Raw genomic sequence first — 13,958 nt, forward strand, 5'->3', positions numbered from 1 at the left:
TTCGCTCCGGGATCCATCCGGGCGCATCGCCTACGGTTTGCTTCGCTGCACCTCCTCTCGATGCATTTGGCTGCGCCAAATGGTCGCTGCGCTCCCACCCCCGGATAAATCCCTCCACTCAGCCTGCCGACGGGGCCGGTGGATCAAGATCACAAGCAGCAGCCGAGCTAACGCTCATCCTGTTGAGTGGTGAGGAGCGGGGTGGTGGTGTTGCTTTGCTCTGTGGGAGCTGGCTTGCCAGCGATGGCGGCCTGGAGGTGACGAAACTATTCGGCGGGCTTCTTTTTTTTGGGGCCAGGTACTCTTCCAGGGTTAATTTGCTGTTCCGATCCTTGTTGTACTCATCCCAAACCCAAGTTCTCATGGTTTTTTCAAAGCCTTGAGCACCGTTGGCGAACTCTTCGAAAGTAAGAGTTCCGTCTGAATTTTCATCAAGATCTCTGAAGGTTTTTTTCAGATGCTCCAGTTGTTCTGCGTCCGTCATTTTCTTTGCCATGTCGCAGCCATCCTTAATGAATTGAGCTTCGGGTTATCGAGGCTACGACATAAAAACTGCCTGATTCAGCCAACGTAATAAGGTCGATCGAGGCGGTCAACTGTCAGACCTGACAGTTGACAGTTGACAGTGCCAGCAATGTGGGGGGGCAGCCGAGCTGGGTTTTGTGCTGGATTCGCCCCTGATCGGATCGCCGCCCGCCCAGCCCTCACCCGAGGGTGAGGAGTCGATTTTTGGACTTTTCAGAATCTGAATTCGACTCGGTATTTCACGTCGGCGTACATCCACCAAACACCTCGGTCAGTCCCCTCTCCCTCTGGGAGAGGGCTAGGGTGAGGGTTTGCTTTTGACTGTTTAAAGCAGTGTCGAAGTAGCAGAACCTTCCCACAAGGTTTTCAGGTTGTCCGTCGGACGCCTGCTCTCTAGGCTTTGTCTGTCGCTGCCAATTCAGCGACCGGGCGTGAGATCCCCGGAATGCTTGCAACTAGCGCCAACACCACGATAATTGGCGCCAGCTCAATCTGCTGCCTGTTTTATGGCGGCTGTGTGCGGGCAGACTTCGGTCTGGCCGGTTGCCTGCTCCGGTGGATCTCACCCTGCACATAGCTGCCACCTCTTCGCCGCGTGAGATCCGGCGAACGATGGCATCCTCACTTGCTGTAGCAGGAGTTGAATTTTGGACAAGCTAATTCCCGACCCACCCCCCGAAACCAAAACCCCACTCGAAGAAGCCCTCCGCGCCGAAGACCAGGCCCGAAACCGCGAAGCCATCAAACGCGCCCTCGACTTCTATCTGTGCCCCGCCCCCGCAAAGCCCTGCCGACCGAGCACCATGTTCATGGTCCGCCCAGAGGTCGACACCGAAAGCCTGCTCGCCCACGCCTGCGAATCGTTAGCCTCGGCAAGCACCGCCGCCAGCAACTTCGCCAATGAGCTAAGCGGTTCGCAGCGCAGCACGGTATTAGGTATCCAGCAAATCGTCATGCTCGCCGAACTGGCGGTAAATCGAGCGCTGGATCGAGTCGACCCACAAACCTGACGTCCGCGTCATCGTTCATCGCCAGCAGGCTGGCTCCCACAGTGAAATGCATTCTCTTGTGGGAGCTAGCCTGCTAGCGATGAGGCCGATCCAGACACCAGACCTCTAAACCTTGGCACTGACCTCACTGCGATTGACCAGCGCTTCAAGTGCTCCACTCAAACTCGCAGCTTTTTCACCCACCAACAAGTGCCAGACCCCACCCTCCAACTGGCTGACACCCTGACAACCCAGCTCCTTCAACTGCGCCTCGGACAGCGCATTGCCATCCGCCAACAGCAAGCGAATCCGGCTCATGGCAATGCAATCCAGTTGCAGCACGTTGTCGCCACCACCCAGCGCATTCAGCCATTGCTGAGCTTCGGTGCCTGCGACCACAACCGCTTTCGGCTCTTCGACAACCTCTACAGGTTCAGCAAGAACCGCACGCCCCAAGGCCGGCATCGCCAGGCGAATCTCATCAGCAATGCTGTCGGCCAGCGGACCGACCACCACCTGCAAACTGCCACCCTTGCCCGGACGCACAACGGCCATCGCACCCAATGCTTTCAGGTCTGCATCGGATGCCTTGTTGCGATCCACCATTTCCAGTCGCAACCGCGTAGTGCAGGCACCGACAGTCACAAGGTTGTCTGCACCCCCGAGTGCCTTGATGTAAGCCCCGGCGCGTTCGTTTTCCGCGAAAACCGCTTTTTCAGCCGTCGCCACATCCTCACGCCCCGGCGTCTTCAGATTGAAACGACGAATGCAGAAATCAAACACCGCGTAATACACCACGGCATACGCCAGCCCGACCGGAATCACCAACCAGCCATTCGTCGAGCGGCCCCAGCCCAGCACCATGTCGATGAAGCCGCCGGAGAAGGTGAAGCCGAGGTGAATGTTCAGCGCATTGGTAATCGCCATCGACAACCCGGTCAGCAGCGCATGCAGCAGATACAACAGCGGCGCCAGAAACATGAAGGCAAATTCAATCGGCTCAGTCACCCCGGTCAAAAACGAAGTCAGCGCCATCGACAGGAAAATTCCGCCCATCACCTTGCGTCGTTCCGGCAGTGCATTGCGGTACATCGCCAGACACGCCGCCGGCAGGCCGAAGATCATCATCGGGAACATGCCGGTCATGAACTGCCCGCCCTTCGGATCACCGGCAAAGTAGCGCGACAGGTCACCCGTCACCAGAGCCCCGGTAGTTGGATCGGTGAAGTTGCCGAACACGAACCACGCCATGTTGTTGAGGATGTGGTGCAGGCCGGTGACGATCAGCAGGCGGTTGAACACGCCAAACACGAACGCGCCGATACTGCCGCTTTCCATCATCAGCGCACCAAACGCGTTGATGCCGTGCTGGATCGGCGGCCAGATATAGCCGAACACGACACCGAGGCCGACCGCCGCGAACCCGGTGACAATCGGCACAAACCGCCGGCCACCGAAGAACGCCAGGTATTCCGGCAGCTTGATGTCCTTGAAGCGGTTGTACAGCGCGCCCGCCATCAGGCCGCTGACAATCCCGGCGAGCATGCCCATGTTGATGCTCGCATCGAGCACCTTCAGCGTGGAGATCATCACCAGATAACCGATCACTCCGGCAAGACCGGCGGTGCCGTTATTGTCCTTGGCGAAACCGACGGCGATGCCGATGGCGAAGATCATCGCCAGGTTGGCGAAGATCACTTGGCCGGCATCGTGGATGATCGCGATGTTCAGCAGGTCGGTATCACCCAGACGCAGCAGCAGGCCGGCAATCGGCAGGATCGCGATCGGCAGCATCAGCGCGCGGCCGAGGCGTTGCAGGCCTTCGATGAAGAGTTGGTACATGGCGTTTGTCCTTTTTGTTTTTGTTAGCGCAGAGGCCAATGTTGATGACAGGCGTGACGCACGGCGGCGGCGCTGCTCAGCTTGAGCAGGTCGCGACTCAGGCGCTGACATTCGGCTTCGTGCAGTTGACGCACGCGGTCCTTGATTTCACCGATCTGCACCGGGCTGACCGAAAGTTCGCTCACGCCGAGGCCGATCAAAACGGGTGTGGCCAGCGGGTCGGAGGCGAGGGCGCCGCAGACGCCGACCCAACGCTTGTGCACTGCCGCGCCTTCGCAGGTCATGGCGATCAGGCGCAGCAGCGCCGGGTGCAGGGCGTCGACCCTAGCGGCCAAGCCGGCGTGGTCGCGGTCCATGGCCAAGGTGTATTGGGAGAGATCGTTGGTGCCGATGGAAAGGAAGTCCGCATGTTCGGCCAGTTGTTCGGCCTGCAATGCGGCGGCAGGGACTTCAATCATCACGCCGATTTCCGGGCGTTGGGTGATCTTCAGCTCCAGGCACAACGCATCTACGCGTTGGCGGATGTGCAGCAACTCATCCACTTCGGTGACCATCGGCAACAGGATCCGGCAGCGGCGCAGCGGGCTGACTTGCAGCAGCGCGCGCAGTTGCTGGTCGAGGATTTCCGGGCGCGCCTGAGCCAGACGAATGCCGCGCAGGCCGAGCACCGGGTTGGCCTCGACCGGCAGCGGCAGGTAGTCGAGTTGCTTGTCGCCGCCGACGTCGATGGTGCGGATGATCACCGGGTGCTCGCCCATCGCGTCCAGTACGCCTTGATAGGCCGCACGCTGTTCTTCGACATCCGGCGCGGTCTGACGATCGACGAACAAAAACTCAGTGCGCAACAGACCAACGCCATCAGCGCCGTTGGCGAAGGCATCTACCGCTTCACCGCTGGAGGCAACGTTGGCGACGACTTCGATGGTCACGCCGTTGCGGGTTTCTGCAGGCAGGTGAGCCTTGGCTTGCTGTGCGTCGCGGCGCTGCTGACGGTCGAGTTGCGCCTGCTGAACTTCAGCCAGGCGTTCGGCATCTGGCGTCAGTTCGAGGCGTCCTCCGTCGGCATCGAGCACCACCGCTTGGCCTTGTCGCTGATCAAGCAAGGCAGAACCCAACGCCACCATGCACGGCAGACCTTTGCCGCGAGCGAGAATTGCCACATGCGACGTCGCGCCACCCTCGGCCATGCATAACCCGGCAACGCCTTGCGCACTGAGTTGCAGCAGATCCGAAGGCGTCAGTTCATGCGCCGCGACGATGGCACCGGCCGGTACGTCGTAATGCCACGCTTCACCAAGCAATGCCCGCAACACCCGTTGCTTGAGGTCACGCAGATCGTTGGCGCGCTCGGCCAGCAGCGCGCTGCCGGTGTGCTGCAGCATTTCGCACTGCACGTCGATTGACTGGCTCCAGGCGTGAGTGGCTGCAGTGCCTTGTTCGATGGACTGTTGCGAAGCATCAAGCAGCGCCGGATCTTCCAGCAGAGCCAGATGCGCGGCGAAGATCGCTTCTTCGTCGGCATTCCTGTGTTTTTTCGCTTGCGCGAGGGTGGCGTCGATTTCGTTGCGGACCTGAGTCAGCGCCGTGTCGAGCACCTGCTGTTGCCGTAGCGGATCATGATTGCCCGCATCCGCTGGCAAACTGATCGCGTTCAAACGAAACAGCGGCCCGCCAACCAGTCCTGGCGCAGCGCAGACACCGTGCAACACGCCAGCCTCGGCCGGGCGCTTAAGAGTGGCAGCATTGACCGGCGCCGCAGCGTGATGATCACCCGGCAGCGCGGTGGCCAACGCCGTAAGCAACGCTTGCAACGCCGCTTCAGCGTCCGGCCCCTGGCAACTGACCTGCACCTCATCCTGCTCGCCAACGGCCAGGCCCATCAAACCGATCAGGCTGTTGCACGGCGCCGATTTGCCGGCGAAGTGCAGTTGCGACTGGCTCTTGAACCCTTGCGCAGTCTGCCGAATCAACGCAGCCGGGCGGGCATGCAAACCACCGCGATGGGCCACCAGAACATGGCCAAGAACCTCAGGCCCGTCGATGACTGCTGCGCTCGCCGCCAGACCGTTGCGCGCAATAATGTGCAGCAACGGCTCGCCGACTTTCACTGCTTTGAGCGTAATCGGCCGCACCTGAAAATCCTGGCTGTTGGTCAGGATCAACAGGCTGACCAGGCTTTTGCATTGCTGGCCGACCTTGTCCAGGTCATAGCGCAACAACGGCTGGCCCTTGCTGACGCGGGTGCCATCCTTGACCAGCATCGAGAAGCCTTCGCCGTTCAACTCAACGGTGTCGAGGCCCAGATGCAGAAGGATCTCCGCGCCGTTGTCGGCACGCACGGTGAGCGCGTGGCCGGTGCGGGCAACGTGAATGATCATTCCGGCGCACGGCGAATACAGCGTGTCGTTGATCGGGTCGATAGCAATGCCGTCGCCCATGGCGCCGCTGGCGAACACCGCGTCCGGGACTTTGGCGAGCGTGAGCACCGGGCCGCTGAGCGGGGCGCTGAGGGTCAGCTCTTTATTGTTGTTGTGCATGGCTCGGTCTCATCGGTTATATCTCGGTTCGATGTCCCCTATAGGAGCAGCCTTCGGCAGCTCCTACAGGCTTGCTTCAATTAATGCGTGCGGGTCACTTTGCTCAGGTGGCGCGGCTGATCCGGGTCCATGCCACGGGCCACCGCCAGACCGGCGGCCATCACGTAGAAACTCTGGATCGCCAGAATCGGATCAAGGGCCGGGTGTTCGGCGCGGGTCAGGGTCAGGTCGCGCTCGGTCACGTCATCCGGCGCGGCCAACAACACACGGGCGCCGCGCTGACGCATTTCTGCCGCGAGGCTCAACAGGCCAGCCTGCTCGGCACCGCGTGGGGCGAAAACCAGCAACGGATAGTGTTCGTCGATCAGTGCCATCGGGCCGTGACGCACTTCGGCGCTGCTGAAGGCTTCGGCCTGAATCGCCGAGGTTTCCTTGAATTTCAGCGCCGCCTCTTGGGCGATGGCAAAACCGGCACCGCGACCGATGACCATCAAACGCTGGCAATCGCGCAGTGCTTCGATGGCCACGCTCCAGTCCTGTTTCGCCGCTTCGCGCAGGCCTTCCGGCAGGGCGTTGCCGGCTTCGAGCAATTCGCTGTCCTCTTTCCAGTGCGCGACCAAACGGGCGCTGGCGCTGAGGGTGGCGATAAAACTTTTGGTCGCGGCGACGCTGCTTTCAGTCCCGGCGAGCAGGGGAACGCTGAATTCACACGCGGCTTCCAGTGGCGAATCGGCGGCGTTGACCATCGACACACTGAGCGCGCCACGCTTGCGCAACAGGCGCAGGCTGTTGACCAGATCCGGGCTTTGCCCCGACTGGGAAAAGGCGAACGCGACCTGACCGCTGACCTTCAACGGCGCCTGCTGCATGGTCACCACCGACATCGGCAACGACGCCACCGGTACGCCGAGTTGCTGCATGGTCAGGTAGGCGAAGTAGCTCGCAGCGTGGTCGGAACTGCCGCGCGCCACAGTCATTGCCACTTGCGGTGGCTGACGGCGCAGGCGCCCGGCAATTTCGATCATTTGCGGGTCGAGCTGTTGCAGTTGGGCTTGCACGGCCTCGAACGAGGACAGCGCCTCCTCAAGCATTTTTGAAGTCAATGTCTTCTCCTTCGACCATGACGGCGGTCAGTGTGAGTGAGCGATCCAGCCGCACGCAGTCGGCCCAGGCCCCTGGTTGCAGGCGCCCGCGTTCGTTGATGCCGAGGTAGTCGGCGGGAAATTGCGACAGGCGCTGCGAGGCCTCGGCGAGCGGCAAACCAATCTTCACCAGATTGCGCAGGGCCTGATCCATGGTCAGGGTGCTGCCGGCCAACGTGCCGTCGGGCAGGCGTACGCCGCCCAGGCATTTGGTCACGGTGTGGCTGCCGAGCTTGTATTCACCGTCGGGCATGCCAGCGGCGGCGGTCGAATCGGTGACGCAATACAGGCACGGGATCGAACGCAAGGCCACGCGGATCGCACCGGGATGCACGTGCAGCAAATCCGGAATCAGCTCGGCGAATTTGGCGTGGGCCAGCGCGGCGCCGACGATGCCCGGCTCGCGGTGATGCAGCGGGCTCATGGCGTTGTAGAGGTGGGTGAAACTGGTCGCGCCGGCATCGAGGGCGGCGACGCCTTCTTCGTAACTGCCGAGGGTGTGGCCGATCTGCATGCGCACGCCACGGCTGCTCAGCTCACGGATCAAACCGTCGTGGCCGGCGATTTCCGGGGCGATGGTGATCACCCGGATCGGCGCCAGTGCCAGATATTCTTCGACTTCGGCCATTAACGCGGTGTGGGCGAAGTTCGGTTGCGCGCCGAGTTTTCCCGGATTGATGTACGGGCCTTCGAGATGTACGCCGAGGACTCGCGCGGCACCTTGCGGACGCTGTTCGCAGAACTCTCCGACTTCTTTCAAGACACTGGAGATCTCGGCGCTCGGCGCGGTCATGGTGGTGGCCAGCAGCGAGGTGGTGCCGAAACGCACGTGGGTTCTGGTGATCGTCTCGAAGGCGCTGGCGCCTTCCATGATGTCTTTGCCACCGCCGCCGTGGACGTGCAGATCGATGAAACCCGGCAGCAGATACGGCAGGTCATTGTCGGCCGGATCGCAGGGCACGCCTTCGATCGACACGACTTTGCCGTGTTCGTGGACCAGCCGGCCGCGAATCCAGCCGCTGGCGGTAAGGATGTTGTCTTCGGACATTTTGGTTCTCGCTTGTGACTGCGCTTATCGACGCAGCTCTTTATCTACGAAGCTCTGCAACAAAGTCGTAGTAGTCGTTGCGGCAATAGGTGTCGGTGACTTCGATCGGGGTGTTGTCTTCGAGGTAGCCGACCCGGGTCATCAGTAACATCGCGGTGCCGGGGGCAATGCCGACCAGCGCGGCGAACTCGTCAGAGGCGTTGATCGCCTGGATGTGCTGCAGGGCGCGGACGATCGGCTTGCCGATGCCGTCGAGGTATTCGTAGAGCGAATCGCCGACCAGTTGCGGCTTGGGCATGATCGAGGCGGGCAGGGTGCTCATTTCGATGGCCATGACCGTGTCATCGGCTTTGCGCAGACGCTTCATGCGCGCGACCTTGTCGTTGGGCGACAGGCTGAGGCGGATCAGTTCTTCGTGGGTCGGCAGGGTGATTTCGCGTTCCAGCCATTGCGAACTGGGTACGAAACCCTTGAGGCGCAGCATCTCGCTGAAACCCGAAAGGCGCGACAGCGGTTGTTCGAGGCGAGGGGTGATGAAGGTGCCGGAACCTTGCAGGCGACGGATCAGGCCTTGATCGAGCAGGACTTCCAGCGCCTTGCGCGCAGTCACCCGGGAGATGCCCAGTTGCTCGCTGAGGTTGCGTTCCGAAGGCATCGCCTGTTCGGACTTCCACTGCCCGGCATGAATCGCTGCTTCCAGATTGCGCGCTAGCTGCAGGTACAGCGGCGTCGGCTGAGAGTCGTCCGGGCGTAGGGTATGAAGGTCGTTCATGTAGGGCATTTCCGTCGCGAGTATAGGATTGTTGTGGCTCGCTTGTGGGGCGGAAATTAATACCACTTGAATACCATGTCAACGCGCGAAAATAGGCTTTGGCCCAATGGAATGGCGGGTTTTAGGGGGTGTGGTTTCAAGTGGTATTAGTGTTGGCCTATAAAAAGCAAAAGATCGCAGCCTGCGGCAGCGCCTACAGTTGAGAGTGGTATCACCTCTGTAGGCGCTGCCGCAGGCTGCGATCTTTTGGTTTATTTTTTTGCAGGTGACCAGTGGTCAGGGTTTAAGGGCGAATTTCGACCATCGTGCCGTCCGGCACCAGGTTCCATACTTCGCGCATATCAACGTTGCGCATGGCGACACAGCCGTCAGTCCAGTCGAGGGTGTGGAACAGGTCTTCCGGGGTCTCTTCCGAATCCGGCGTGCCGTGGATCATGATCATCCCGCCGGGCTCGACGCCTTCACGCCGGGCGCGGGCCGAATCGCTGATGTTCGGGTAGGAAATGTGCATCGACAGATTGAATTTGTCGCTGGTCTTGCGCCAGTCGATCCAATAGAAACCTTCTGGCGTGCGCTTGTCGCCCTCTATCAGCTTCGGGCCTTTCTTCGCGCCTTTGCCCAAGGAAATGCGATAGGTCTTCAACGGCTTGCCGTCGGCGATCAACTGCAGTTGATGGGCCGCTTTGAGCACCAGGACTTTCTCGATGAGCGGGGTATTCGACGGCGTCACGGTGGTCACGAAGGACGCTTGGGAGACGGTAACGAACGACAGGCAAAACAGGGCAAGCAACCAGCGCATTGAAACGATTCCCCAGGGAGTGACGCGGATAACCAACATTTTATATGTATGTGTACAGGTAGGAGCTGCCGAAGGCTGCGATCTTTTTGTCGGCCATCACGCCAATGTCTTGATTAAATAATGACCGGCTGCGCCAACGGAGGAATCGATTCCGACCGAACCGGATACGCCTCGATACGCCGATCAGCGAAGAAGCATTCTAAGGTACGTCCCACCGTGCGGAAAGCCAGCTCGTCCCAGGGAATGTCGGCTTCGTCGAATAGTTGTACTTCGAGGCTCTCGGGGCCGGCGGCAAAGTCCAGGTCGACCAGTTCGGCGCGGAAGAACACATGCACCTGACTGATGTGCGGTACGTCGATCAGCGTGTAGATACTCAGGTTGCGCACCCGGGCGCAGGCTTCTTCGGCAGTTTCGCGTACGGCGGCCTGCTCGATGGTCTCGCCGTTCTCCATGAAGCCGGCGGGCAAGGTCCAGTAGCCGAGACGCGGCTCGATGGCGCGGCGGCAGAGCAACACTTTCGTGCCCCAGGTCGGCACGCAACCGGCGACGATATTGGGGTTTTGATAGTGAATGGTCTGACAGCTGTCACAGACAAATCGCAGCCGCGAATCGCCTTCGGGAATGCGCTGGGTGACCGGGTTACCGCAGTGGCTGCAAAATTTCATGCTGGGCTTCCTGAATGCTGCGCCTATCTTGGCGTGCAGCGGTGCCGGTCGGCAAGTTGTCGTTTCGCGACACGGCGGGTTTCGGGGGCTTGGGCGCTTGCAACGATTGGTGCATGATGCAGAGTAAGGCACAGATCGAGAACACTCATGCTGGACGAGCTACTGCATAGGGTTAGCAACCACACACCGCGCACGCTGGAGACCGACACCCGTTTCCCCGAGGCCGCCGTTCTGGTGCCGATCACCCGCAGTGACGAGCCGGAACTGGTACTGACCCTGCGCGCCAGCGGGCTCTCGACCCACGGCGGCGAAGTCGCGTTCCCCGGTGGCCGTCGCGACCCGGAAGACCCCGACCTGATCTTCACCGCGCTACGCGAAGCCGAAGAAGAGATCGGCCTGCCACCCGGCCTGGTTGAAATCATCGGCCCGCTCAGTCCGCTGATCTCCCTGCACGGCATCAAGGTCACGCCTTATGTCGGCGTCATCCCTGATTTTGTCGAGTATCTGGCCAACGATGCCGAGATTGCTGCGGTGTTCACTGTGCCGCTGGAATTCTTCCGCAAAGACCCCCGTGAACACACGCACCGCATCGACTATCAGGGTCGCAGTTGGTACGTGCCGAGCTACCGCTTTGGCGAGTACAAGATCTGGGGGCTGACGGCGATCATGATCGTCGAGTTGATCAATCTGCTCTATGACGCCAAGATCAGCCTGCACCAACCGCCGAAAAGCTTTCTTGATATTTGAACGCATCAATACCTGAGCCATCGGCAGAATGGCCATTCACCGTGAGCCCTGAGGAAAACAAGATGAAATACCGCTTGGGCGACGCCCGTGTCGAGACCCATCCACAAAGCTGGGTTGCCCCCAATGCCGTACTGGTGGGCAAGGTCAAACTCGAAGAGGGCGCCAACGTCTGGTTCAACGCCGTGCTGCGCGGCGACAACGAACTGATCCTGATCGGCAAGAACAGCAACGTCCAGGACGGCACGGTGATGCACACCGACATGGGCTTTCCGCTGACCATCGGTACCGGCGTGACCATCGGCCACAACGCCATGCTCCACGGCTGCACCGTCGGCGATTACAGCCTGATCGGCATCAACGCGGTGATTCTCAACGGCGCGAAGATCGGCAAAAACTGCATCATTGGCGCCAACTCGCTGATTGGCGAAGGCAAGGAAATTCCGGATGGTTCGCTGGTGATGGGCTCGCCGGGCAAAGTCGTGCGCGAACTGACCGAGCCGCAGAAGAAGATGCTCGAAGCCAGCGCCGCCCACTATGTGCATAACTCGCAGCGCTATGCCCGCGATCTGGTTGAGCAGGAAGAATGAACACAGCCGAAAGACCGGTCGCCTCGCCGTGCGTGAATATTTGTGCGCTGGATGAGGATGACATTTGTACTGGCTGCCAGCGTACGGTCGCGGAGATCACCCGCTGGGGCCGTATGACCAACGACGAGCGCCGCGTGGTGCTGGGGTTGTGTCATGAGCGGGCGAAGGCGAGTGGGTTGGTGTGGATGATCCCTTCGAAATCGTGATCGGCTTGAGGGTGCCCTCACCCTAACCCTCTCCCGGGGGAGAGGGGACTGACCGAGGTGTCTTTCGCTATACGCCGACCTGAACGATTGAGTCGAGCTCAGGTTTGAAAAGCCCCCGATCGGCTCCCTTTCCCCTCGCCTGAAGGAACGGGATTGTTCGAGCTGCACCGAACTGCGTTATCGAGTCGAACTCGGGAGTCGATTCAACGAAGATCTGCTCCCTTTCCCCCTCGCCCCCTTGGGGGAGAGGGCTGGGGGAGGGGGTAGCTCTTGATCTGCCGGTCCAGTAATCTGTGCGCCAATCTGACAGGTCACCTCCATGATTTTCCTCATCGCCTACATCAGCAGCGTTGTGCTGATCAACTTCGCCTTCTCCACCGCGCCACACCTGGACATCATCTGGTCGGCCTGGGGCGGCTTGGTGTTCGTGCTGCGCGATATGGTGCAAACCCGCTTCGGCCATGGCGCGATCGTGGCGATGCTGGCGGCGCTGGTGCTGTCTTATGTCACCTCCGATCCTTCCATTGCTCTGGCCAGTGCCACGGCGTTCGCGGTCTCCGAGTGCATCGACTGGCTGGTGTTCAGCATCACCAAACGGCCGCTGCGCGACCGCTTGTGGATCAGTTCGGCGCTGAGTATTCCGCTCGATACCTTCATCTTCTTCGGCATGATCGACCTGTTGACGCCGCCGGTGATCATCACCGCTCTGGCTTCGAAATTCGCCGGCGTCACTGCCGTCTGGCTGATCATGGCCTGGCGCGAGCGTAAACAGGCCGTCGCCGGCTGAAGCCAAAGCCTCAGGTTCATGTAAAATGCCGCGCTTTCTCCCCATGGAAAGCGCGTCTGGCGTTGCTTTCCTCGATGATCCGCTTCTTTGAGGACCTGAGATGACCCGTATCGGAACTCCATTGTCGCCAACCGCGACCCGCGTATTGCTGTGTGGCTGTGGTGAGTTGGGCAAGGAAGTGGTGATCGAGCTGCAACGCCTGGGCGTTGAAGTGATTGCCGTCGATCGCTACGCCAATGCGCCAGCCATGCAGGTTGCCCATCGCAGTCACGTGATCAATATGCTCGACGGCGCTGCCCTGCGTGCCGTGATCGAAGCCGAGAAACCGCACTTCATCGTGCCGGAAATCGAAGCGATCGCCACCGCCACGCTGGTCGAACTGGAAGCCGAAGGCTTCACCGTGATCCCGACCGCACGCGCTGCGCAACTGACCATGAACCGCGAAGGCATCCGTCGTCTGGCTGCTGAAGAGCTGGATCTGCCGACCTCGCCGTACCATTTTGCCGACACCTTCGAGGACTACAGCAAAGCCGTTCAGGACCTGGGCTTCCCATGCGTCGTCAAACCAGTCATGAGTTCGTCGGGCAAAGGCCAGAGCCTGCTGCGTAGCGCTGATGACGTGCAGAAGGCATGGGATTACGCGCAAGAGGGTGGTCGCGCCGGCAAAGGCCGGGTGATCATCGAAGGTTTCATCGATTTCGATTACGAGATCACCCTGCTGACCGTGCGCCACATCGGCGGCACCACGTTCTGCGCGCCGGTCGGTCACCGTCAGGAGAAGGGCGACTATCAGGAATCCTGGCAGCCGCAAGCCATGAGTCCGATTGCCCTGGCTGAGTCCGAGCGCGTTGCCAAAGCGGTAACTGAAGCGCTGGGTGGCCGTGGTCTGTTTGGCGTTGAGCTGTTTATCAAAGGTGATCAGGTGTGGTTCAGCGAAGTCTCGCCGCGTCCGCATGACACCGGCCTGGTGACCTTGATTTCGCAGGATTTGTCGCAGTTCGCGCTGCACGCTCGGGCAATTCTAGGCCTGCCGGTGCCGCTGATCCGTCAGTTCGGGCCGTCGGCTTCGGCGGTGATTCTGGTGGAAGGGCAGTCGACGCAGACCGCATTCGCCAACCTCGGCGCTGCTCTGAGCGAGCCGGATACGGCGTTGCGTCTGTTTGGTAAGCCGGAAGTGAATGGCCAGCGCCGCATGGGCGTGGCGCTGGCGCGGGATGAGTCGATCGAGGCTGCTCGTGCCAAGGCGACCCGTGCTGCTCAGGCTGTTGTGGTCGAGCTTTAAACCGCGTCGCGACATTCGCGAGCAGGCTCG

General features: G+C 60.7%; 14 protein-coding genes. 6 read left to right on the plus strand and 8 right to left on the minus strand.

The annotated features are described in order from the left end of the window. Window positions 1–118 precede the first annotated feature (118 nt). Window positions 119–496, minus strand: coding sequence for an EF-hand domain-containing protein (locus tag AB4O11_RS13640; protein WP_460130915.1), 378 nt, complete (start codon window positions 494–496; stop codon window positions 119–121). A 676-nt stretch (window positions 497–1,172) separates the two neighbouring features. Here AB4O11_RS13640 and AB4O11_RS13645 point away from each other — a divergent pair. After that, window positions 1,173–1,535 carry a DUF6124 family protein gene (locus tag AB4O11_RS13645; protein WP_460130917.1) on the plus strand — a complete coding sequence of 121 codons (363 nt, stop codon included), beginning with the start codon at window positions 1,173–1,175 and terminating at the stop codon, window positions 1,533–1,535. A gap of 105 nt (window positions 1,536–1,640) precedes the next feature. Here the strand turns inward: AB4O11_RS13645 and nagE are convergent, their stop codons facing one another. The 7 genes from nagE to AB4O11_RS13680 all read right to left on the minus strand — a co-directional run bounded on the left by nagE (window position 1,641) and on the right by AB4O11_RS13680 (window position 10,319). After that, window positions 1,641–3,356: an N-acetylglucosamine-specific PTS transporter subunit IIBC gene (gene nagE / locus AB4O11_RS13650; RefSeq protein WP_460130920.1), complete on the minus strand. Its 1,716-nt coding sequence runs from the start codon at window positions 3,354–3,356 to the stop codon at window positions 1,641–1,643. A gap of 23 nt (window positions 3,357–3,379) precedes the next feature. After that, complete coding sequence (gene ptsP / locus AB4O11_RS13655; protein ID WP_460089952.1) at window positions 3,380–5,893, minus strand: phosphoenolpyruvate--protein phosphotransferase; 2,514 nt, start codon at window positions 5,891–5,893, stop codon at window positions 3,380–3,382. A gap of 80 nt (window positions 5,894–5,973) precedes the next feature. Next, the gene (locus AB4O11_RS13660; RefSeq protein WP_460089953.1) at window positions 5,974–6,996 is read right to left on the minus strand and encodes an SIS domain-containing protein; all 1,023 of its coding nucleotides are present in this window, start codon (window positions 6,994–6,996) and stop codon (window positions 5,974–5,976) included. Then, window positions 6,977–8,083, minus strand: a complete 1,107-nt coding sequence (gene nagA / locus AB4O11_RS13665) for an N-acetylglucosamine-6-phosphate deacetylase (RefSeq protein ID WP_460089955.1) — start codon at window positions 8,081–8,083, stop codon at window positions 6,977–6,979. The genes AB4O11_RS13660 and nagA overlap by 20 nt, the downstream gene beginning before the upstream one ends. A 40-nt stretch (window positions 8,084–8,123) precedes the next feature. Then, the gene (locus AB4O11_RS13670; RefSeq protein WP_093436861.1) at window positions 8,124–8,855 is read right to left on the minus strand and encodes a GntR family transcriptional regulator; all 732 of its coding nucleotides are present in this window, start codon (window positions 8,853–8,855) and stop codon (window positions 8,124–8,126) included. A 283-nt stretch (window positions 8,856–9,138) separates the two neighbouring features. Beyond that, window positions 9,139–9,654: a L,D-transpeptidase family protein gene (locus AB4O11_RS13675; protein ID WP_007909004.1), complete on the minus strand. Its 516-nt coding sequence runs from the start codon at window positions 9,652–9,654 to the stop codon at window positions 9,139–9,141. Window positions 9,655–9,767: 113 nt separating this feature from the next. After that, the gene (locus tag AB4O11_RS13680) at window positions 9,768–10,319 is read right to left on the minus strand and encodes an NUDIX hydrolase (RefSeq protein WP_007909002.1); all 552 of its coding nucleotides are present in this window, start codon (window positions 10,317–10,319) and stop codon (window positions 9,768–9,770) included. A 147-nt stretch (window positions 10,320–10,466) separates the two neighbouring features. Here AB4O11_RS13680 and AB4O11_RS13685 point away from each other — a divergent pair, with 147 nt between their 5' ends. From AB4O11_RS13685 to purT, 5 genes are all read left to right on the plus strand, one after another. After that, window positions 10,467–11,066, plus strand: a complete 600-nt coding sequence (locus AB4O11_RS13685) for a CoA pyrophosphatase (protein ID WP_099758082.1) — start codon at window positions 10,467–10,469, stop codon at window positions 11,064–11,066. Between the two features lie 62 nt (window positions 11,067–11,128). Next, on the plus strand, window positions 11,129–11,653 hold the full coding sequence (locus AB4O11_RS13690) for a gamma carbonic anhydrase family protein (protein ID WP_034154816.1): 525 nt from the start codon (window positions 11,129–11,131) through the stop codon (window positions 11,651–11,653). Further along, window positions 11,650–11,859, plus strand: a complete 210-nt coding sequence (locus tag AB4O11_RS13695) for a DUF1289 domain-containing protein (RefSeq protein ID WP_093436849.1) — start codon at window positions 11,650–11,652, stop codon at window positions 11,857–11,859. Before AB4O11_RS13690 ends, AB4O11_RS13695 begins: the two co-directional genes overlap by 4 nt. Before the next feature lie 319 nt (window positions 11,860–12,178). Next, window positions 12,179–12,646, plus strand: a complete 468-nt coding sequence (locus tag AB4O11_RS13700) for a VUT family protein (RefSeq protein ID WP_016986366.1) — start codon at window positions 12,179–12,181, stop codon at window positions 12,644–12,646. Window positions 12,647–12,746: 100 nt separating this feature from the next. Beyond that, entirely contained in the window at window positions 12,747–13,928 is a 1,182-nt protein-coding gene (gene purT, locus AB4O11_RS13705; protein ID WP_003221968.1) for a formate-dependent phosphoribosylglycinamide formyltransferase, read from the plus strand. Window positions 13,929–13,958 lie beyond the last annotated feature (30 nt).

The sequence above is a fragment of the Pseudomonas sp. H1_D05 genome, from assembly GCF_054682705.1.

What these genes read in the sequence shown, in the direction of transcription:
- nagA (WP_460089955.1), bottom strand. Translation starts at nt 8,083, where the DNA reads ATGTCCGAAGACAACATCCTTACCGCCAGCGGCTGGATTCGCGGCCGG.
- AB4O11_RS13695 (WP_093436849.1), top strand. Translation starts at nt 11,650, where the DNA reads ATGAACACAGCCGAAAGACCGGTCGCCTCGCCGTGCGTGAATATTTGT.
- AB4O11_RS13675 (WP_007909004.1), bottom strand. Translation starts at nt 9,654, where the DNA reads ATGCGCTGGTTGCTTGCCCTGTTTTGCCTGTCGTTCGTTACCGTCTCC.
- AB4O11_RS13640 (WP_460130915.1), bottom strand. Translation starts at nt 496, where the DNA reads ATGGCAAAGAAAATGACGGACGCAGAACAACTGGAGCATCTGAAAAAA.
- AB4O11_RS13700 (WP_016986366.1), top strand. Translation starts at nt 12,179, where the DNA reads ATGATTTTCCTCATCGCCTACATCAGCAGCGTTGTGCTGATCAACTTC.
- purT (WP_003221968.1), top strand. Translation starts at nt 12,747, where the DNA reads ATGACCCGTATCGGAACTCCATTGTCGCCAACCGCGACCCGCGTATTG.
- nagE (WP_460130920.1), bottom strand. Translation starts at nt 3,356, where the DNA reads ATGTACCAACTCTTCATCGAAGGCCTGCAACGCCTCGGCCGCGCGCTG.
- AB4O11_RS13690 (WP_034154816.1), top strand. Translation starts at nt 11,129, where the DNA reads ATGAAATACCGCTTGGGCGACGCCCGTGTCGAGACCCATCCACAAAGC.
- AB4O11_RS13680 (WP_007909002.1), bottom strand. Translation starts at nt 10,319, where the DNA reads ATGAAATTTTGCAGCCACTGCGGTAACCCGGTCACCCAGCGCATTCCC.
- ptsP (WP_460089952.1), bottom strand. Translation starts at nt 5,893, where the DNA reads ATGCACAACAACAATAAAGAGCTGACCCTCAGCGCCCCGCTCAGCGGC.
- AB4O11_RS13670 (WP_093436861.1), bottom strand. Translation starts at nt 8,855, where the DNA reads ATGAACGACCTTCATACCCTACGCCCGGACGACTCTCAGCCGACGCCG.
- AB4O11_RS13685 (WP_099758082.1), top strand. Translation starts at nt 10,467, where the DNA reads ATGCTGGACGAGCTACTGCATAGGGTTAGCAACCACACACCGCGCACG.